Annotated in this window: 14 protein-coding genes and 3 pseudogenes; 9 read left to right on the forward strand and 8 right to left on the reverse strand. The window is 69.5% G+C overall.

The features are described from left to right. Positions 1 to 69: 69 nt before the first annotated feature. The 3 genes and pseudogenes from ACRAWC_RS06060 to ACRAWC_RS06070 form a co-directional block, all read right to left on the reverse strand. Positions 70 to 375, reverse strand: a pseudogene (locus ACRAWC_RS06060) (glycosyltransferase); the annotation flags it as partial. Next, entirely contained in the window at positions 372 to 1,388 is a 1,017-nt protein-coding gene (locus tag ACRAWC_RS06065; protein ID WP_431346943.1) for a lysylphosphatidylglycerol synthase domain-containing protein, read from the reverse strand. The pseudogene ACRAWC_RS06060 and the gene ACRAWC_RS06065, both read right to left, overlap by 4 nt. Further along, positions 1,385 to 2,077, reverse strand: coding sequence for an acyl-ACP--UDP-N- acetylglucosamine O-acyltransferase (locus ACRAWC_RS06070; RefSeq protein WP_431346944.1), 693 nt, complete (start codon positions 2,075 to 2,077; stop codon positions 1,385 to 1,387). The genes ACRAWC_RS06065 and ACRAWC_RS06070 overlap by 4 nt, the downstream gene beginning before the upstream one ends. A gap of 135 nt (positions 2,078 to 2,212) precedes the next feature. Here ACRAWC_RS06070 and ACRAWC_RS06075 point away from each other — a divergent pair, with 135 nt between their 5' ends. Then, on the forward strand, positions 2,213 to 3,310 hold the full coding sequence (locus ACRAWC_RS06075) for a DegT/DnrJ/EryC1/StrS family aminotransferase (protein ID WP_431346945.1): 1,098 nt from the start codon (positions 2,213 to 2,215) through the stop codon (positions 3,308 to 3,310). Next, positions 3,307 to 4,266: a Gfo/Idh/MocA family protein gene (locus ACRAWC_RS06080; protein WP_431346946.1), complete on the forward strand. Its 960-nt coding sequence runs from the start codon at positions 3,307 to 3,309 to the stop codon at positions 4,264 to 4,266. The genes ACRAWC_RS06075 and ACRAWC_RS06080 overlap by 4 nt, the downstream gene beginning before the upstream one ends. A 79-nt stretch (positions 4,267 to 4,345) precedes the next feature. On the opposite strand, the gene ACRAWC_RS06085 is transcribed toward ACRAWC_RS06080, so the two are convergent. The 4 genes and pseudogenes from ACRAWC_RS06085 to ACRAWC_RS06100 all read right to left on the reverse strand — a co-directional run bounded on the left by ACRAWC_RS06085 (position 4,346) and on the right by ACRAWC_RS06100 (position 8,104). Further along, a complete protein-coding gene (locus ACRAWC_RS06085) occupies positions 4,346 to 5,569 on the reverse strand; it encodes a glycosyltransferase family 4 protein (protein ID WP_431346947.1) in 1,224 nt (407 codons plus the stop codon). A gap of 68 nt (positions 5,570 to 5,637) precedes the next feature. Further along, positions 5,638 to 5,796: pseudogene (locus ACRAWC_RS06090) on the reverse strand (DapH/DapD/GlmU-related protein); the annotation flags it as partial. A gap of 224 nt (positions 5,797 to 6,020) precedes the next feature. Beyond that, positions 6,021 to 6,944 carry an NAD-dependent epimerase/dehydratase family protein gene (locus ACRAWC_RS06095; protein WP_431346948.1) on the reverse strand — a complete coding sequence of 308 codons (924 nt, stop codon included), beginning with the start codon at positions 6,942 to 6,944 and terminating at the stop codon, positions 6,021 to 6,023. A gap of 29 nt (positions 6,945 to 6,973) precedes the next feature. Beyond that, positions 6,974 to 8,104, reverse strand: a complete 1,131-nt coding sequence (locus ACRAWC_RS06100) for a DegT/DnrJ/EryC1/StrS family aminotransferase (RefSeq protein WP_431346949.1) — start codon at positions 8,102 to 8,104, stop codon at positions 6,974 to 6,976. 186 nt (positions 8,105 to 8,290) lie between these two features. Between ACRAWC_RS06100 and lhgO the strand changes: the two are divergent. The 6 genes and pseudogenes from lhgO to ACRAWC_RS06130 all read left to right on the forward strand — a co-directional run bounded on the left by lhgO (position 8,291) and on the right by ACRAWC_RS06130 (position 15,167). Beyond that, a pseudogene (gene lhgO / locus ACRAWC_RS06105) lies at positions 8,291 to 9,423 on the forward strand (L-2-hydroxyglutarate oxidase). Positions 9,424 to 9,592: 169 nt separating this feature from the next. Next, positions 9,593 to 11,881: a hypothetical protein gene (locus ACRAWC_RS06110; RefSeq protein WP_431346950.1), complete on the forward strand. Its 2,289-nt coding sequence runs from the start codon at positions 9,593 to 9,595 to the stop codon at positions 11,879 to 11,881. An 83-nt stretch (positions 11,882 to 11,964) separates the two neighbouring features. Next, complete coding sequence (locus ACRAWC_RS06115; RefSeq protein ID WP_431346951.1) at positions 11,965 to 12,642, forward strand: DUF2142 domain-containing protein; 678 nt, start codon at positions 11,965 to 11,967, stop codon at positions 12,640 to 12,642. Positions 12,643 to 12,650: 8 nt separating this feature from the next. Continuing rightward, positions 12,651 to 13,544, forward strand: a complete 894-nt coding sequence (locus ACRAWC_RS06120; RefSeq protein ID WP_431346952.1) for a hypothetical protein — start codon at positions 12,651 to 12,653, stop codon at positions 13,542 to 13,544. A gap of 46 nt (positions 13,545 to 13,590) precedes the next feature. Then, the gene (locus ACRAWC_RS06125) at positions 13,591 to 14,268 is read left to right on the forward strand and encodes a DUF2142 domain-containing protein (RefSeq protein WP_431346953.1); all 678 of its coding nucleotides are present in this window, start codon (positions 13,591 to 13,593) and stop codon (positions 14,266 to 14,268) included. Between the two features lie 8 nt (positions 14,269 to 14,276). Then, positions 14,277 to 15,167, forward strand: a complete 891-nt coding sequence (locus ACRAWC_RS06130; RefSeq protein WP_431346954.1) for a hypothetical protein — start codon at positions 14,277 to 14,279, stop codon at positions 15,165 to 15,167. Positions 15,168 to 15,179: 12 nt separating this feature from the next. Here ACRAWC_RS06130 and ACRAWC_RS06135 read toward each other — a convergent pair whose 3' ends face one another. Next, on the reverse strand, positions 15,180 to 17,654 hold the full coding sequence (locus ACRAWC_RS06135; RefSeq protein WP_431346955.1) for a glycosyltransferase: 2,475 nt from the start codon (positions 17,652 to 17,654) through the stop codon (positions 15,180 to 15,182). Positions 17,655 to 17,845: 191 nt separating this feature from the next. Here ACRAWC_RS06135 and ACRAWC_RS06140 point away from each other — a divergent pair, with 191 nt between their 5' ends. Then, positions 17,846 to 18,979 (forward strand): glycosyltransferase family 2 protein, encoded by a 1,134-nt coding sequence (locus ACRAWC_RS06140; protein WP_431346956.1) that lies wholly within the window; start codon positions 17,846 to 17,848, stop codon positions 18,977 to 18,979. Positions 18,980 to 19,024 lie beyond the last annotated feature (45 nt).

Here is a 19,024-nt window from a genome sequence, read left to right on the forward strand (position 1 = left end):
CAGTCTGGCGTCGGTGTGGACCAGGAGCAGCCGGTCGTCGTCGAACAGCGCCGCCAGTCGCTGAAGGCGGTCCGGCCGCCACACGTCGTCCTGGTCGGACAGGGCGACCAGCGGCGCGTCGACCGCCGCGACCGTCCGCTCGAAGTTCCGCGTGACGCCGAGCCGCTCGCCCTCGGGGAGCACGGTGAGCGGGACGGACTCCCCCACCGTCTCGCGGACGATCTCGACCGTCCGGTCCCGGGAGCCGTCATCGCCCAGGACGATGACCTGCGGCGGCCTGGACTGGCCGAGGATGCTGCGCACCTGCTCGGCCGCGAAGCGTTCCCCGTCGTACGTGCAGAGAGCGACGCCGACGCCGAGCGCGCCTGCGCTCATCGGGTCTCGCCGACTCCGTCGAGGAGAGTGGAGCCCTCTGGCAGGTGGTGGTAGTCGTCGTCCGAGTGGTTGACGGCCGCCTCCTGCGCGATCCGGCGGCGGAGGAGGACCGCCACGAGCGCCGCCGCGCCCGCGGCGAGGACGTCCGCTGCGGTGAACATCGCGCGGGAGACCAGGCTGAGCGCGCTGGCCTGCGGGATCGTGAGGAGCAGGCCCATCGCGCCGACCAGCACGGCCTCGCGGACGCCGACGCCCGACGGGAAGATGAACGCGAAGAGACTGAGCGTGAAGCCGAGGGCCATCGCACCGGTGAGCAGGACGAGCGTCAGGAAGTCCGGGTTGACGAGGGCGTTGACGAGCAGCCAGAGGTGAAGGCCGTAGCAGAAGTAGGCCAGGAGCGACCAGCCGACGGCCTTGAGCACCGTGCGGAAGGCCACCTCGTGGTCGAGGGGCGGACGGCGGAAGATCTTGAGCACCAGCGACGCCAGCCACGTCATGACGCGCGGGTGCAGGCAGACGAGCCCGAGCGGCAGCAGCAGGAACAGCCAGAGCAGCGCGGGATGGTTCTCGGAGACGAACGGCAGCGCGAAGGCGCCGAGCACGAGCGACGAGACGACGCCGATTCCCGCGGCGTACAGGGAGGCCACGAGCACGCGCGGCCGGAGGATGCCGTACTGGCGCCCCAGCTCCATCTGCAGCACGTACGACCACACGGAACCGGGGACGTACTTGCCGAGCTGTCCGACCAGCATCACCTGGGAGCCGCGGACGACCGGGACCTTGGGCCCGAGGCCGTTCAGCACGGCGACCCAGCTCATCGTGCCGGCGAGGAGTCCCACGATCACGAGCACCAGCGAGAGCACCAGCGACGCCGCGGGGATCTTCGCGATCGTCGCCGACACCGCCGACCACTGGCTGACGAGGTAGTAGACCGCGAATGCGATGACCGCCGCGAGGAGGACGTACCGCAGCACGAGGAAGATCTTGGGGAGCACCTTCTTGAGCGCGTTCATCGCGACACCGCCTCTCCGAACGCAGCCAGATCGAGATCGAACGGCGACGGCAGCCCGACCACGTCGGTGCCGCCGGTGGACTCGAACCGTTCGACCATACGCTCGATCTCCGGCGCCGGGAGGCCCGCGCGCTCCAGCCCGACGGCGTTGACGCCCCGCACCGCGCACGGGTTCCCGAAAGCCTTGACGAACGGCGGGATGTCCTTGGTGACCACAGAGCCCATGCCGACCATGGCGAACGCCCCGATGACGCGCCGCTGGTGCACGCTGGCGTTGAGGCCGATGTTGGCGTTCCGTCCGACGGTGGCGTGACCGCCGAGCGCGGCGCCCGAGGCGATCGTCACGCCGTCGGCGATGCGACCGTCGTGCGCGATGTAGACGCGGTTCATGATGAACAGCCCGTCGCCGAGGGTCGTCCGCTCGTGCCAGCCGCCATGCACCTGCACCTCTTCTCTGAAGACGCCGCCGTGGCCGATGGTAACCCCGGCTCCTGTGGGCGTGTCGATCCACGCGCCGTCGTGGGCGAAGCCGCGCACCTCCGGCGGGCAGCCCACCTTGACTCCCGCCCCGAACCAGTTGCCGTCGCCGATCTCGACATCACCGCCGATGACGGCGTAGGGTCCGATGACGTTGCCGGTGCCCAGACGGACAGCGCGGCCGATGACAGCAGTCGGGTGAATGGAGTTCATAAATCTCGATCTTCGGGGGGTCGTGGGCCGGCTTGACGCACGCCGCGCGAGTCTACGGCATGGTGTCCTAAGATCGACTGGGTGCCCGTGCGGCACACACCATCATTCGAACGTAGAGTCAGGACACGTACGCCCATGATACCGATCACAGTCGTCGAATTCGGAAAAGAGGAAGAGCTCTCGGTCCTCGAGGTGATCCGATCCGGCAATGTGGCGCAGGGCGCGAAGGTCAAGGAGTTCGAGGACCGCTTCGCGGACATGGTCGGCGTGAAGCACGCCGTGGCCGTCAACAACGGGACCACGGCACTGGTCGCCGCGCTGCAGGTCCTCGACCTCGAGCCGGGCGACGAGGTCGTCACCAGCCCGTTCACGTTCGTGGCGACGCTCAACGCCATCCTCGAGGCCGGCGCCACGGCGCGCTTCGCGGACATCTCCGAAGCGGACTACAACGTCACCGCCGACACGCTCGCCGCCGCGATCGGCGACCGCACCCGCGTGCTCATGCCGGTGCACCTCTACGGGCAGATCGCCGACATGGCCGCGATCTCCACGCTGGCCACCGAGCGCGGCCTCGCGATCGTCGAGGACACCGCCCAGTCGCACGGCTCCGAGCAGGACGGCACGTTCGCGGGAGCGACCGGCATCGGCACGTTCTCGTTCTACGCCACGAAGAACATCACTACCGGCGAGGGCGGCATCATCACGACGAACGACGATGTCGTCGCCGACCGCCTCCGCGTCCTCCGCAACCAGGGCATGCGCGCCCGGTACCAGTACGAGGTCGCCGGCCACAACTACCGCATGACCGACTTGCAGGCGGCCCTCGGGCTCCCGCAGCTCGACCGTTACGACCGGGTCGTAGCCGCCCGTCAGACGAACGCCGAGCGCCTGCGCGCGGGACTGGCCGATCTCCCCGGCATCCTCACGCCGTCCCAGCTTCCCGGACGTCGCCACGTCTGGCACCAGTTCACGCTCCGGGTGACGCCCGAGAGCGGGATCACCCGGGACGAGCTCTCCGCCAAGCTGACCGAGGCGGGGGTCGGCTCCGGCATCTACTACCCCAAGCTGGTCTTCGACTACGACTGCTACCGCGATCGCGGCGACGTCATCGCCGGGGAGTTCCCCGTGGCCGAGACCATCGTGCGCGAGGTGCTGTCGATCCCCGTCCACCCGGCCCTCTCGCCGGCCGACCTCGACACCATCGTCGACGCGATCCGGAAGGCGGTGGCATGATGACGGGCCCCCGCATCCTCCTCGTCGGCGCCGGGTCGATGGGCTCCCTGCACGCCCGCGTGATCTCCTCCTCGGGCGGCGCGGAACTGGCCGCCCTGGTCGATCCGCGCGAGCACGTCGGCCGTGAGGTCGCGGAGCGGTTCGGCGCGCAGTGGCGGCCCGAGATCGGCGACCTCACCGGCATCGACGGCGTCGTCGTCGCGGCCGCGACGGAGGCGCACCCCCAGCTCGCCCGCCAGGTCCTCGAGGCCGGCGTCCCGCTCCTGGTCGAGAAGCCCGTCGCCGACGGCCTCGACAGCACACTCGAGATCATCGGGCTGTCGGAGTCCCTCGGCGTGCCCATGATGTGCGGCCTGCTCGAGCGCTTCAACCCCGCGGTGCTCACCGCTCAGAAGCTGGTCAACGAGCCGATCTTCGCCACCGCCGTGCGGCACTCGCCCTACGTCCCGCGGATCCGGACCGGCGTGGCGTGGGACCTCCTGGTCCACGATGTCGACCTCTCGATCCGGCTCCTCGGCGAGCCCGTCCGGGTCAGCGGCGCGGTGGAGCAGTTCCACCCGGCCTCCGTGCCCGGCGCGGAGGACGTGGCCGAGGCCGTGCTCGGGTTCGAATCGGGCGGCATCGCGCACGTCTCCGCGAGCCGGATCGGCCAGCGCAAGATCCGCACGCTCAGCATCCACGACCTGGACCGGCTCATCGAGGTGGACCTGCTCCGCCGCGACGTCACGGTGTACCGTCACGTCTCCGACCAGGCCGCGGACGACGACGGCCGGGGCTACCGGCAGCAGACGGTGATCGAGATCCCCGAGCTCGTGACCTCGGTCGAACCGCTCGCCGCACAGCTCGCCCACTTCACCGGCCTCATAGCCGGCACGGTGGACGCGGACGCGGAGCGTCGCTCCATCGTCCCCTCGCACCGTGTCGTCGAGCAGCTGAAGGCGACCGCGCGCCGCTGAGCAGCCGCGGAACCACGCCGCCGACGAGAAAGGGCGCCCCGTCCGTGACGGGGCGCCCTTTCTCGTAGGCCTGGCGGCGTCAGCGGGAGACGGTCCCCCGGGCGGCGGCGAGTTCGCTCAGCGTGGCGAGGTGGTTCTCCGCCACCTTGTCGATCGTGAAGTGCTCCTCCACCACTGCCTTCGCGTTCGCAGACACGCGCTCGCGCGCGGCGGCCGGGTCCTCCAGGACCTCGATCAACTTCGCGGCGAGACTGTCCGGATCGGCGCGCTCGTCGGTCTCCGAGACGAAACCCGAGAGGTAGAGGTGCTTCTCGTCCTCGAGGACCACCTCGATGAAGTTGTCCGGCCGGATGGCCGCGACGACGGGGATGCCGACGGCGAGGCTCTCCAGACTCGCGGTGCCGAAGCCCTGGCCGTCCAGCTCGTGGACCTCGAGGTCGGCGGCCGCCAGATAATCCGGGATCTCCTTCTGCGGCCGGGCCCCGATGGCGCGGATGGCGTGATCGACGCCGAGGGTCTTGGCCAGTTTCAGGAACTCGTCGTGGTAGACGCCGCCGATCACGACGACGATCAGGTTCGGGAACCGCTCCAGGACGGCGGGAAGCGCCTTGACCAGGGCCACGCGGCTCCGCTGGGGAATGACATGGCCGAGGGACAGCAGGACGTGGTTGTCGCCGAGGTCGTGCTCCACCCGTGCGCGCTGCGCGTCGCCGCCGCGCAGCACCGCCGGATCGATCCCCACCGGGATGTACGCCTTGCCCCGGAACGCGCGCCGGTACCGCTGGTCGATGTATCGGTCCATCAGGACGTCCATCACGACGAGGCGAGGACGATGGACACGCATGAGCGGCTTGACCATGACCGCGTCCGCGACCCGGTAGATGAAGTTGTTCAGCGCATTCGGGCTGTAGAGCCGGGTGTGGATGCTGAGCAGCGTCGGGACTTTCCGGGAGCGCGCCCACCAGCCGGTCATCCACGTCAAGTCGAAGAACTGTCCGTGCTGGTGGATGACATCGGGCTCGAAGCCGTCGAGCAACGCGAAGACCTCGCGCTTCGTCCGGGGCGACATCGTGAACGCGATGTCGAAGTTCGCGGCCAGGCGCGTCTTGGGAAGGGTCCACGCGGGGATCCGGACGATGGTGAGGCCGTCCCGCTCCTCGCGTGCGGGGGCGCCCTTGTAGCCGGCCGTGAGCACGAGGACCTCGTGACCGGCGGCCGCGTACTTCTTCGCGAGGTGATCGGCGAGATGCGAGCTGCCGCCGGGTCGCGGCGGGAAGAAGTTGTTGACGACGGCGATCCTCATCGGGTCTCCTCCCTGCGCGCGCCGACGACCCTCGGCGCCGACGGGACGGTCAGGTCGACGGTGCCCAGCACTCGGGCGGGCACGCCTCCCACAACCGTCAGCGGCGGGACGTCGGCGTTGACCACCGCGCCCGCACCGACGATCGCGCCGTCCCCGATGGTCACGCCCATGTTGATCACCGCGTTCGCGCCGATGAAGACGCGATCGCCGATCGTCACGGGCGCGCGGTCGACCGTCGGATACTCCCGGCCGGAGACGCACCTCAGCGCGCTGGAGTGCGTGTAGATGTGCACGCCCGACGCGATGTCGCAGCCTGCCCCGATCGTGAGACCGCCGGAGCCGTCGATCACGGTGAAGGCACCGATCCAGGTGCCGTCACCGACGACGGGCTCCCCGACGATCCACGCGTGCGGGTTGTAGGGGTTCTCCGGCAGTCCCGATGAGGTCACTGTCAGGAGTTCTGGATGAGCCGGGTCATGCCCTCGCGGACCTCGATCGTCGGCTCGAAGCCGAGGACCTCGGTGGCGCGCGTCGTGTCGGCGGCGCGACGCGACACCAGGACCGGGCGCGGGTTGAACTGCGGCTCGACATCCACGCCGACGGCGTCGATGAGGATGCGGGCGAGCTCGGCGACCGTGGTGTCGATGCCCGTGCCCACGTTGATCGCCATGTTCGACTGCTCCGACGTCAGGGCGAGCACGACGGCGCGCGCGATGTCCTTGACGTGGATGAAGTCCATCGACTGCTTGCCCTCGCCGTCGATGACCGGCGCCTCGCCGTTCTTCAGACGGTTCACGAAGTGGTTGATGACCGACGTGTAGTAGGCGGTGGTCTTCTGGCCCTCGCCGTAGACGTTGAAGAAGCGCAGGGCGATCCAGGAGAGACCGGCGCGGCGCTCGTAGTAGCCCAGGAGATCCTCGCCGGTCCGCTTGGAGATGCAGTACGGCGTCAGCGGGCTGAGCTTGTCGTCCTCGTGCATCGGCAGCTTCTCGGGGTCGCCGTAGACCGACGCGCTCGAGGCGAACACGACGCGCTTGACGCCGTGGTCGGCCGCGGCGGCGAAGACGTTGTGCGCGCCGATGGTGTTGATGTCCATCGACTCGTACGGGTCGGCGTTGCTCTTGTTGATCGACACGGCCGCGAGGTGGATGACGTAGTCGCATCCCTTCATCGCCGCGTGGACGGCGCCGCCGTACCGGACGTCCTGATCGATCAGCTCCACGCGGCCGCCGGCGACGAGCTTGTTCACCGCGTCGCGGTCGCCGCGGAACATGTTGTCGAAGATCCGGACGTTGTAGCCCTGCTCGAGGAGCTGGTCGACGACGTGCAGGCCGATGAAGCCCGCACCTCCGGTGATGAAGACGGTTTCGGTCACGAGTGTTCGCTCTCTCTTCTCTGGTCGGTTCAGCGCGCGGCGGCGACGGCGTCGCGCAGGGTGTCGGCGACGATGTCGACGTCGTCGACACCGAGGTTGGCGTGCATGGGGATCGCGAGGTGTCGGCGGAACAGGTCGGCCGACACGGGCAGGGTGCCCTCGAATCCGTAGATCGGCTGCACGTGCGACGCGTACGTGCCGAAGTTGCACTGTACGCCGTTCGCCTTGAGGTGCGCGGCGACGGCCCCGCGGTCGACGTCGGCGTCGAGCGTGACGACATACGACTGCCAGGGGTGCACGCGGTCGTCGAGGGCGACCGGGGCGGTCACGCCCTCGATGTCCGCGAGCCGCTCGGCGTAGCGGTCGGCGATCCGGCCGCGGGCGGCGACGAGGCCCTCGAGCCGGTCGAGCTGCGCGAGCATGATCCCGGCGGCGACGTCGGACAGGCGGTAGTTGTAGCCGAGCTCGTCGAACGAGGGCACGGGGAGGTCGGTGCTGTTCTCGCGGGTCAGCGCGGGGGCGATGCCGTACGTGTGGAGCTTCCTGGCGTGGTCGGCCAGGTCGGCGCGATCGGTCGTGAGCGCTCCGCCTTCGCCGGCGGTGATGCCCTTGCGTCCGTGGAAGCTGAAGGTCGCGACGTCGGCCAGGCTGCCGGCCGGGCGGCCCTTGTAGCTCGCTCCGGCGGAGCAGGCCGCGTCCTCCATCAGCCACAGGCCGTGCTTGTCGGCGATGGCGCGCAGCTCGTCGTAGTCCGCCGGCTGACCGAAGACGTCGACCGCCAGGATGCCGACGGTGCGCGGGGTGATCGCGGCTTCGACGGCCGCAGGATCGGCGCTCCAGATGTCGGGGCGGATGTCGGCGAAGACGGGCTTGGCGCCCGTCCAGGCGACGGCGTGGCCCGTGGCGGGGAAGGTGTAGTCGCCGACGATCACCTCATCGCCCGGGCCTGCGCCCAGGACCTCGAGGCCGAGGTGCAATGCCGCACCGCAGTTGTTCGTCGCGAGCGCGTGGGCGACGCCCGCGGACGCGGCGAAACGCTCCTCGAATGCGGCGCAGGTGGGGCCGGCTCCCGAGAGCCAGTTCGAGGCGAACACCTTCGCGATCGCCTCGAGCTCCTCGTCACCGACAGTGGGCTGGCCGAGTGCGATTGTCTTCGACAAAGGGGTGTGAACCTTTCCTGTTCCGTCGGCGCGGGGGTGAGCGCACAACGGCCACTATGCTACCGGATTCGACGGGGGCACGCTGGGAAGCGGGTAGGATCGACCACGCTCCGGGCAGATCGACGAGAGGACTCCGTGGCTGAGCAGGACGTGATCATCATCGGCGGCGGGATCGTCGGACTCGCGGTGGCGGAACGGCTCTCGCGCGCCCGCCGCGGGGTGACCCTCCTCGAGAAGGAGACCACCTGGGCCGCCCACCAGACCGGGCACAACTCCGGGGTGATCCACGCCGGTCCGTACTACAAGCCCGGATCGCTCAAGGCGACCATGTGCACGGCCGGCAACCGGTCGATGGTCGAGTTCGCACGCGAGTACGGCATCTCCCACGACGTGTGCGGCAAGCTCATCGTCGCGACGGAGGAGAAGGAGCTCCCCGCCTGCAGACGCTCTTCGAACGCGCCACCGCCAACGGCGCTCCGTCCCGTCTCCTCGGCCCGGAGGAGGCGCGCGAGTACGAACCGCATGTCAACACGGTCGGTGCGCTCCGCGTCGAGACCACCGGGATCATCGACTACGCCGCCGTGAGCAGGAAGCTCGCCGAACTCGCCATCGGGAACGGCGCCGACCTGCGCCTCGGCACGGAGGTCGTCGCGATCGCCGCCACTGCGGACGAGGTCGTGGTCACCCACTCGCAGGGCGAAGTCCGCGGCGGTTGGCTGATCAACTGCGCCGGGCTCCAGAGCGACAGGGTGGCCCGGATGGCCGGCCTCGAGCCGGAGGCGAGGATCGTCCCGTTCCGCGGCGAGTACTACGAACTGGTCGAGAGCCGCCGCGACCTGGTCAAGGGCCTGATCTACCCGGTCCCCGACCCGGACCTCCCCTTCCTCGGCGTGCACCTCACCCGCATGATCGACGGGAGCGTCCACGCCGGCCCGAACGCCGTCATGGCGCTCGCCCGCGAGGGCTACCGGTGGACGGACATCAACGTCGCGGACACCGCCTCGACCATCGCCTACCCCGGCTTCCTGCGGCTCGCCTCCCGCAACGTCGTCACCGGGGCCAAGGAGATCATGCGGTCGTTCTCGCAGCGTCTCTTCGCGTCCTCGCTGGCGCGGCTGGTCCCCGAGGTGTCGACGGCCGACATCGTGCGCGCGGGCTCCGGCGTCCGCGCTCAGGCGATCCTGCGGGACGGCTCGCTCGCGGACGACTTCATCATCCAGCGCGCACCCCGCCAGGTGCACGTGCTCAACGCCCCGTCTCCCGCGGCGACGAGCTCGCTCGAGATCGCGAAGCACATCGCCGCAGAGATCCACGACTGACGCCGATCCGCGGCTGACGTCGATCCGCGGCTGACGTCGCGGGAGCGGCGCTCGAACCTCGAACGGGGGACAGCCGTCGGCCTGGTCTTCCGGGCGAGGCGGGCTATCCTCGTAAAATACACACATTTCCCCGCGGCCACGCGCGTCGCGCAGTGACGAGGAGGCGGGCGTGAGTCGGAAGCGCTGGGTCCGCGGTCTCGCCGCGATCGCGGGAGCCGTGCTCCTCGGCCCGCTCCTCCAGGTCGTCGGCGTCGGCGTCGCCGCCCCCGCGTCCGCGCTCTCCGGATCCCAGTTCGATCCCGGCAACATCATCAGCGACCAGGTCTTCTTCGACTACACCGCGATGCCGCAGCCCGCCATCCAGACCTTCCTGACCCAGGTCGAGGCGGGCTGTACCGCGTCCAATGGTCAGCCGTGCCTCAAGGACTACCGGGTCGACACCTACTCCCGCCCCGACACCGGCCCGAACCGCTGCACCGCCTACACGGGGGCGCCAGGCGAACTCGCGAGCACGGTGATCTGGAAAGTCGCCCAGGCCTGCCAGATCAACCCGCAGGTCCTCCTGGTGCTGGTGCAGAAGGAGCAGGGGCTCGTCACCTCGCTCGCTCCGTACACCCGGATGTACCAGGTGGCGACGGGGTACGCGTGCCCCGACACCTCCGGGTGCGACACGTCGTACTACGGCTTCTACAACCAGGTCTACAAGGCGGCCTGGCAGTTCCGCACCTACACCAGGGACCCGTACTCCTGGAACTTCTATCCGGGTGTCCGGCCGGTGCAGTACAACCCGAACGCCGGCTGCGGGTCGAGCAACGTCAACATCCAGAACCAGGCGACCGCGAACCTCTACAACTACACCCCCTACCAGCCGAACGCCGCGGCGCTCGCCAACCTGTGGGGCGTCGGCGACAGCTGCTCCGCGTACGGCAACCGGAACTTCTGGGCCTACTTCAACACCTGGTTCGGCTCGAGCTCGGTGTCGACGGGTACGACGGCCATCCAGGCCGCCTACACCGCGTCGGGAGGCGCGTCGGGACCGCTCGGACAGCCGATCAGCGGCGTGCTCAGCATCCCCGACAACGGTGGCGGCCTCGGGCAGGCGTTCCAGGGCGGATCGATCTACTGGACCTACAGCACCGGCGCTCAAGTCGTGCGCGCCGGACCGATCCTGAACTACTACTTCGCGCGCAACGGCGCTTCGGGACCGCTCGGCTGGCCGATGAGCGGAACGATCGCGATCGCGGGCAACGGCGGCGGCTCGGGACAGGTGTTCACCGCGGGTTCCGTCTACGCGTCGGCGGCCGGCGCCTTCCTCGTGCGCGACGCGATGCGCGACGCGTACTTCAAGGTGAACGGGTCGGCGGGGATCCTCGGCTGGCCGACAGGTGAGATCCAGTGCGGACTCACCGGAGACGGCTGCCTCCAGACCTTCCAGAGCGGCAGGCTCTACGCCAACCCGACGGCGGGTTACGCGTTTCCGACCACCGGACGGGTCCTGGCCGCCTATCTCGCCGCCGGCGGAGACGCCGGCCCGCTCGGGCTCCCCATCAGCGCGACCGGCGCGGTCGACGCCAACGGCGGCGGCACGGCTCAGGCGTTCGCCAACGGCTCGATCTATTCGGCGACGTCCGGCGGCGACTACGTCGTGAGCGGCGGAATCCTCTCCACGTACTTCACGTTCAAGGGGTCGCTCGGTCCCCTCGGCTGGCCGGCGGGAGCCGCCGTCTGCGACGCCGCCAAGACCTCCTGCACACAGGCCTTCCAGAACGGATCGATCGCGTGGAGCGCCGCGGCAGGCGGAAGACTCGCCTCCCCGCAGATCGACGCGGCCTACGCCTCGGCGGGCGGCGCCGGCGGCGCCCTCGGGCCGGTGGCCAGCGACTACATCCCGATACAGGGCGACCCCGGGGGCATGGCCAGGGTCTACGCCAACGGCTCCATCTACTGGAGCAGCACTCTCGGCGCCTTCGCCGTCAGCGGAGCCACCCGCCAGGTGTACTTCACGCTCGGCGGCTCGACCGGAACGGCCGGGTGGCCCACGGGCGCGCTCTCCTGCACGGGGACGGCGTGCTCGCAGACCTTCCAGAACGGGACGATCGCCGGCTCGCCGTCGACGGGGACCTACCCGGTCCTCGCCGCCGCGAACACCGCGTACGCAGCGGCGGGCGGTGCGACCGGCGCCCTCGGACTCCCGACCACCGCAGCGCTCCCGATCACCGGCAATGGCGGAGGGATCGGTCAGGTGTTCGTGGGAGGCTCGATCTTCGCGGCGAACGGCGGAGCGGGATACCCCGTCTCCGGCGGAGTACGGGACTACTACTTCGCTCTCGGCGGCGCCAACGGCTCCGCCGGCTGGCCGGTCGCGGCCCAGTCCTGCACGGCCTCGACCTGCACGCAGAAGTTCAGCGAGGGCACGATCACGTACACGACCGGGACAGGCGGCAGCTTCCACCCGTGAGCCGCTCTCCGGAGCGGCCAGCTAGAATCATGCGGCGGCACAGGCGAAACGACGCCGGCCGCGCCGACACCCCGAGGAGAAGAGTGACTACGACGACCGCGCGTCGATCGCCAATGGCCGCACTGCGCCGTATCCGGATCCCGGTCTTCTGGTCGGCCTGGGCGCTCCTCTTCGTCCTGATGTCGCTGTGGAGCGTCGCGACCCCGCTGATGGCGAGCCCGGACGAGCCTGCTCATGCGATCCGCGCGGCCGCGGTCGTCCGCGGAGAGTTCGTCGGGAACCCGTCGACACGGGTGCCCGGCTCAACCGACGTCACCGTGCCGAAGTACGTGGGCGATGCGCACAAACTGCCCGCGTGCTACGCCTTCCGGTCGGACGTCACCGCCGCCTGCGAGCCGTGGCCGTCGCACGACACCACGGAGATCCCGTCGACCACGACGTCGACACTGAACTCGCCGGTGTTCTACGCCATCGTCGGCACGCCCTCCCTGGTGCTGAACGGCGCCCCGGCCCTCTACGGGATGCGGATCGTGACCGCGCTGCTGACCTCCGGGCTGCTCGCCATCGCGTTCGCCGCCGTCGCGCGCTTCCCGCGGAGGAGGTTCGCTCTCCTGGGCACGGCACTGGTGGTCACGCCGATGGTGCTGTTCCTCGGCGGCACGGTGAACCCGAACCCGGTCGAAGCCGCAGGCGCCGCAGCGACGCTCGCCACCATGATGCTGATCTTCCGCACCCCCTCCCCGGCCGCACACTCTGGCTGAGGCTGACGATGCTGGTCGTCAGCGTGTTCTTCCTGGTCAACACCCGCTCGATCTCCCTGGGCTGGCTGCTCGCCATCACCGCCGCCGCCATCCTCATGGCCGACTGGAAGACCTTCTTCGCGGTCTTCCGACGCCCGGCCTCCTGGGTGGCCGTCGGACTGATCGGCGTGACCGTCGCACTCGTCGGGGTGTACTTCCTCATCCCGAAGGGCCTCACCCAGACAGCCAACGCGCTGGGGATCGGGAGCTCCCCCTCTATCGCGTTCTTCACTGTCCTGGACAAGACCTTCGACTACGGCGCCGGCTGGATCGCCGAGTTCGGCTGGCTCGACACACCGCCGCCCGGGGCCGTCGTGGTCATCTGGACCCTCCTGCTCGGCGCCCTCGTCGTCGGAGCGGTGGTGCTCGCCCGCGGCCGGCTGCGCCTCGGCCTCATCGCCTGGGTGGTGCTGTTCTTCCTGGTCCCGCCGATCACCCAGGCCGGCCTCGTGCACGAGTGGGGATATGTCTGGCAGGGCCGCTACACGCTCGCGCTCTTCGTCGGGCTCGGGATCATCGCCGGCATCGCCCTGGACGACCGCTTCCCCGACACCGTGGTCCCCAACTTCCGGAGACTGCTGATCACCGGCCTCGCACTCCTGGGCTTCGCGCAGGTGCTCGCCTTCGCCTGGGCGCTCAAGCGCTACGTCATCGGGCTCGACCTGTACCACAGCTGGATCCAGATGCTCACCCACCCGAAATGGGAACCGCCCGTGCAGTGGCTCGTGCTGACCGTGCTCTTCACGGCCGTGATCGTCGTCGCCGCCTGGGCGCTCTACCGGGCCGTGACAGCGCACCACGACGCGATCGTCGCCGCGAGCGAGGACCACGAGCCGGAACCCGCGCTCTCCGCGGCCGGCTGACGTCCCAGCCGGCGGCCGCAGGCCGAGAAACACCTCGAGGAGAAAAGTGACATCGACGACCGGGCGCCGTTCGCCCCTGTCCGCGCCGCGGCGCATCCGGATCCCGGTCTTCTGGTCGGCCTGGGCACTCCTCTTCGTCCTGATGTCGCTGTGGAGCGTCGCGACCCCGCTGATGGCGAGCCCGGACGAGCCTGCCCACGTGATCCGCGCGGCCGCGGTCGTCCGCGGAGAGTTCGTCGGGAACCCGTCGACACGGGTGCCCGGCACCACCGACGTCACGGTGCCGAAGTACATCGCGGACACCAACCAGCTCCCGCTGTGCTTCGCGCACCTGCCGGCCGCGACCGCGGGATGTGCTCCGTGGCCGTCGCACGACACCACGACGACGGCGTCCACGACCACCGCGACGCTGAACTCGCCGGTGTTCTACGCCATCGTCGGCACACCCTCCCTGGTGCTCAACGGCGCTCCCGCGATGTACGGCATGCGCATCCTGACCGCGCTGCTGACCTCCGGGCTGCTCGCCATCGCGTTCGCCGCTCTCGCACGCTTCCCGCACAGACGGTTCGCGATGATGGGCATGGCCCTCGGGGTCACGCCGATGGTGCTGTTCCTCGGCGGCACGGTGAACCCGAACCCGGTCGAAGCAGCAGGTGCCGCAGCGACGCTGGCGACGATGATGCTGATCTTCCGCACCCCTCCCCCGGCCGCACACTCTGGCTGAGGCTGACGATGCTGGTCGTCAGCGTGTTCTTCCTGGTCAACACCCGCTCGATCTCCCTGGGCTGGCTGCTCGCCATCACCGCCGCCGCCATCCTCATGGCCGACTGGAAGACCTTCTTCGCGGTCTTCCGACGCCCGGCCTCCTGGGTGGCTGTCGGACTGATCGGCGTGATCGTCGCACTCGTCGGGGTGTACTTCCTCATCCCGAAGGGCCTGACCCAGATCGCCGCGCTCGGGCTCGGGAGCTCGCCCACGAACGCCTTCCAGGTCATGCTCGATCAGACGTTCGGCTTCGGCGCCGGCTGGATCGGCTGGTTCGGCTGGCTCGACGCGCCGCCGCCCGGGGCCACCGTCGTCATCTGGACCCTCCTGCTCGGCGCCCTCGTCGTCGGAGCGGTGGTGCTCGCCCGCGGCCGGCTGCGCCTCGGCCTCATCGCCTGGCTCGTGGTCTTCATCCTGGTCCCGCCGATCACCCAGGCCGCACTCGTCCGCGACTGGGGCTTCGTCTGGCAGGGCCGCTACGCCCTCGCGCTCTTCGTCGGCATCGGGATCATCGCCGGCATCGCCCTGGACGACCGCTTCCCTGACACGGTCATCCCGAACTTCCGGAGACTGCTGATCACCGGCCTCGCACTCCTGGGCTTCGCGCAGGTGCTCGCCTTCGCCTGGGCGCTCAAGCGCTACATCGTCGGACTCGACCTCACGCACAGCTGGATCCAGATGCTGACCCACCCGCAATGGCACCCGCCCGTGCCCTGGCTCGTCCTCACGGCGGCCTACGCGCTCGTCACCCTCATCGCCGCCTGGGCGCTCTACCGGGCCGTGACCGAGCGCCCCGCCACGACCGCCGCGGTGACCGAGGTGCACGAGCAGGAACCCGCGCTTTCGGCCGCCCGCTGACGGCGCGGCGCCTCAGAGCTGCGACGCCTGCCTGCGGCGCTCGATGCGTGCCCGGTAGCGCTCCACCACAGCGGACACGCCGCCCTCGCGCAGGTAGTACGCCGCGCGGTCGAAGTCGCGACGGATCCCGGTGCGCGGCGTGATCTGGACCTTCTTGATCGCGCCGGTCGACTCGGACTTCTTCTGCACGTCCTTGTCGGCCGCGCGGATCGGACGGCGGCAGAACTCGATCAGCGGGGCGAGAGCACGGCTCCAGCGGAAGTCCTCGCGCACGCGGGCCACCGCGCTGCGCGCGCCGGCGACCGCATCCGCGTCGAAGAGGTACGTCTCCAGGGCCTCGGCGAGCGCGTCGACGTCCTGCTCGGGAACCGACGCGCCCAGCCCCTCCTTCGCGACCAGATCGCCGAACGAGTCGCCGGCGGTGGTGACGATCGGGAGCCCGGCCCACAGGTAGTCGAGAATGCGGGTGCGGAACGAGAACGTGGTCTCGACATGCTGGAAGTGCGTCGAGACGCCGAGGTCTGCGTCGAGCAGGTAGTTCTGGCGCTGCTCGTACGGCACCCAGCTCTCGTTGAAGAAGACGTTGGTCCCGAGAAGCCCGAGCTGCTCGGCCAGGACACGCGCCTGCGGGACGGCCTCCATCTCCGGCACATCCGGGTTCGGGTGCTTGACGCCCATGAAGAACAGCCGGATGTCGTCGTGCCGCTCCCGGAGCTGCGCGACCGCGCGGATGAGCGTCTTCGGGTCGAACCAGTTGTAGATGCCGCCGCCCCAGACGATCACCTTGTCGTTCTTGCCGATGCCCGGCACCGTCCCCCGGATGGCGTGCTCGGTCTGCTCCAGGTCACCGGACGGGATGCCGAACAGGGCGACGGCGATCAGCGAGTCGAGCTCGGGGTCGCGCGAATACGTGTAGGCGTTGATGCGGCCGAGGGCGGCGAGCTGGCCGAGCCAGAAGTGCCGCTGCCTGTCGCTGGCGCAGAGGAAGAAGTCGCCCTGCTCGAGCTGCTGGTTGAGAGTGCTGGTCGCGTCGCCGATCTGCTTGTTCCACTGCTTGAACGTGTTGCCGCGCCCCTGCTCGAGCTGCTCCAGGTGCATCGGGTCGTACACGTCGACGACGAGGATCTTGTGCGACTTGGCGAGCGCGGGGAACAGCGCGAGCGCGTTGCCCTGCAGCACGATGACGTCGGCCCACTTCTCGTGCTCCACCACCGTCGACGGGCGGTGGTGCGAGATCGTCGCCAGCTCGAACGGCGCCTCCAGCGGGGAGACCGACGTCATCGACACCAGGCGGACGTCGTGCTCGTGTGCGAGCTCGCCCGCGATGTGCCAGGAGCGGATGGCCGGTCCGGCCATGCGCGCGCCGATCGGATCGCCGGTGATGACCAGCACGCGCCGGCGGCGTCCGGCGTTCTCCAGCACCTCCAGGCTGCCGACGATCTTGGCGTAGCCGTCGAGGTACGACTCGATCGGGTAGGCCGGCTCGTCCAGTTTGCCGAAGAGCTGGATCAGTTCGCGATCCGTCTTCTGCCGCGACGCCTGGATGGCCCGGCGCTTCTCGGTCATCTCCGGAAGCAGCTCGACGAGCCGGTCGATCGCGAAGACCCCCGCCATCGTCGACTTGGGCACCTCGAGCGTGCGCTGGTCGTCGCCTCCCGGGTTGCGGAGGTCGAGCTGGGTCGAGTCGAGCTCTCCCCGGCCGACCGCCCGGCGGATCGCGAGGAGCAGGGCTGCGGCGAACGTGTCGTCCAGCAGCTCGTCTCCGAGGTTCTTGTACAGCGTGTAGAGCGCGTTGCGCTCCAGCAGGTACTCCTCGCGGAAGTTGCCGAACTTGTTCATCGACGCGTGGTGCTTGTGGTAGGCGAGCGACGCCGGCTGGAAGCGGAAGCGATAGCCGGCCAGGTTGAGGCGCCAGCCGAGATCCACGTCGTCGTAGAACATGAAGTAGTCGTCGTCGAAGCCTCCGAGCTCCTCGAAGACGTCCGCACGGATGAACATGGCGGCGCCGGTGCCGAACAGCACATCCTTCTCGGTGTCCCACGAGCCGCGGTCCTGCTCGCCGGCGTGCGGCTTGTAGCCCATGCCGTACCAGGTGATCGATCCGTCGACGAAGTCGACGTCCTTGCCGTCCCAGTCGAGCACTTTGCTGGCGACCGCGCCGATGTCACGACCGGTGGCGAAGGTGTCGATCGCGGCGCGGATCCAGTCCGTGTGCGGTTTCGCATCATTGTTGAGGAACGCGACGAACTCGCCCGTGGAGTGCGAGACGCCCAGGTTGCAACCGCCGGTGAATCCCAGGTTGGCGCCGGAGTCGATCAGCACGATGTCGTCGCCGAGCGCCTGCAGCCTTTCGAGGCTGTCGTCGCCCGAACCGTTCTCGACGACGACGATCTCCAGCAGCTCGGCGGGCCAGTTCGTCTCGCGCAGCCGCGTGACGCACTCGATGGTGTCGTCCGTTCCGCGGAAGTTGACAAGGACGACCGACACAACCCCTGAACGTCGCTTCTTCATCTGCTTTTCCGAACCTCGTCTTTTCCTACTACCGTCGAGCGAATCGTCCCGGAGTCTACCAACCGTGTGCGCGGCCCTGCTGATCGCCGGCGTCGCGGGATGACCGCGGGGCAAGGTTCGGCATGAGAGAATCTGAGACACTCGACAGAAAAGGTGCCCTGCAGCCCATGACAACCGTGTGCATGACCGTGATGGTCCGCGACGAGGCAGACATCATCGGTCCGATGATCGAGCATCACCTCGCTCAGGGCATCGACCGCATCATCGTCACCGACAACGGCTCCCGTGACGGCACGACGGAGATCCTGGAGTCCTTCGGATCCGCGATCGACCTGCGTCACGACCCTGTGCACCGCAAGCAGCAGTTCTCCGTCGTGACCGCGATGGCCCGGGACGCGTACACCCGGTACGGCGCCGACTGGGTCGTCAACGCCGACGCCGACGAGTTCTGGTTCCCGCGTCAGACCGGCACGACGCTGGCCGACGTTTTCGCGAAGCTCGACCCCGCGATCGTCACCTTCACTGTGCCCGTGATCGACATGACCGGCGACCCCGCCGCCGACGGCACCGGCCTGCAGCGGCTCACGCTGCGCGACCTGCGCCCGACCGAGCGCCTGAAGGAGATCGGCCTCCGCGCCCACTCCACCCCGGACGCCGTGCACATCGGGTCCGCCGAGGTCGAGGTGGCGCAGGGGAACCACTTCGTCAATCTGAAGAACGGCGCTCCCGTGCCGGACGAGCTCGGACTCGAGGTGCTGCACTTCCCCTGGCGGTCGTGGCGCCAGTTCGCGACCAAGGTCGAGAACGCCGGCCTCGCCTACAACGCGAACCCGGATCTGCTGCCGAGCCCGAATCACCACGGGATGCGCGAGTACGGCCGGCTGGAGGCGGGCACGCTATTCGCGTACTACGTCATCCGGCATCCCGACGCGCACGAGACCAGGGCGGGAATCGACTCGGGCGAGCTGGTGCGCGATGAGCGCGTCAGCGCGTCTCTGGTCTCCCCGGTCCCCGACACTGCCCTCGATCCCGCGGCCGTCGCCGCCGCGTACGAGTACGGGCCGGTGATCGCGGGCCTCGACGCGCGCGCCGACGAGGCGCGGAACGCCGCCCAGGCACGGGAGGCGGAGCTGCTGGGGTTCGTCGACGAAGGGAAGCAGCGCATCGACGGGCTCCTCGCCGACGTCGCGGACCGGGACCACCAGATCGCCGAACTCTCCGACACCGTGGACCGGCAGCAGCGCCGCCGGGTCGTGCGGACCGCGGACTGGGTCGACCGGCACCTGCGGCGCGCCCAGTAACGGCACGGTCTGCGGCGCGCTCCGAACCGACGCGCAGAGGATAGC

The organism is Leifsonia sp. L25, assembly GCF_050632895.1.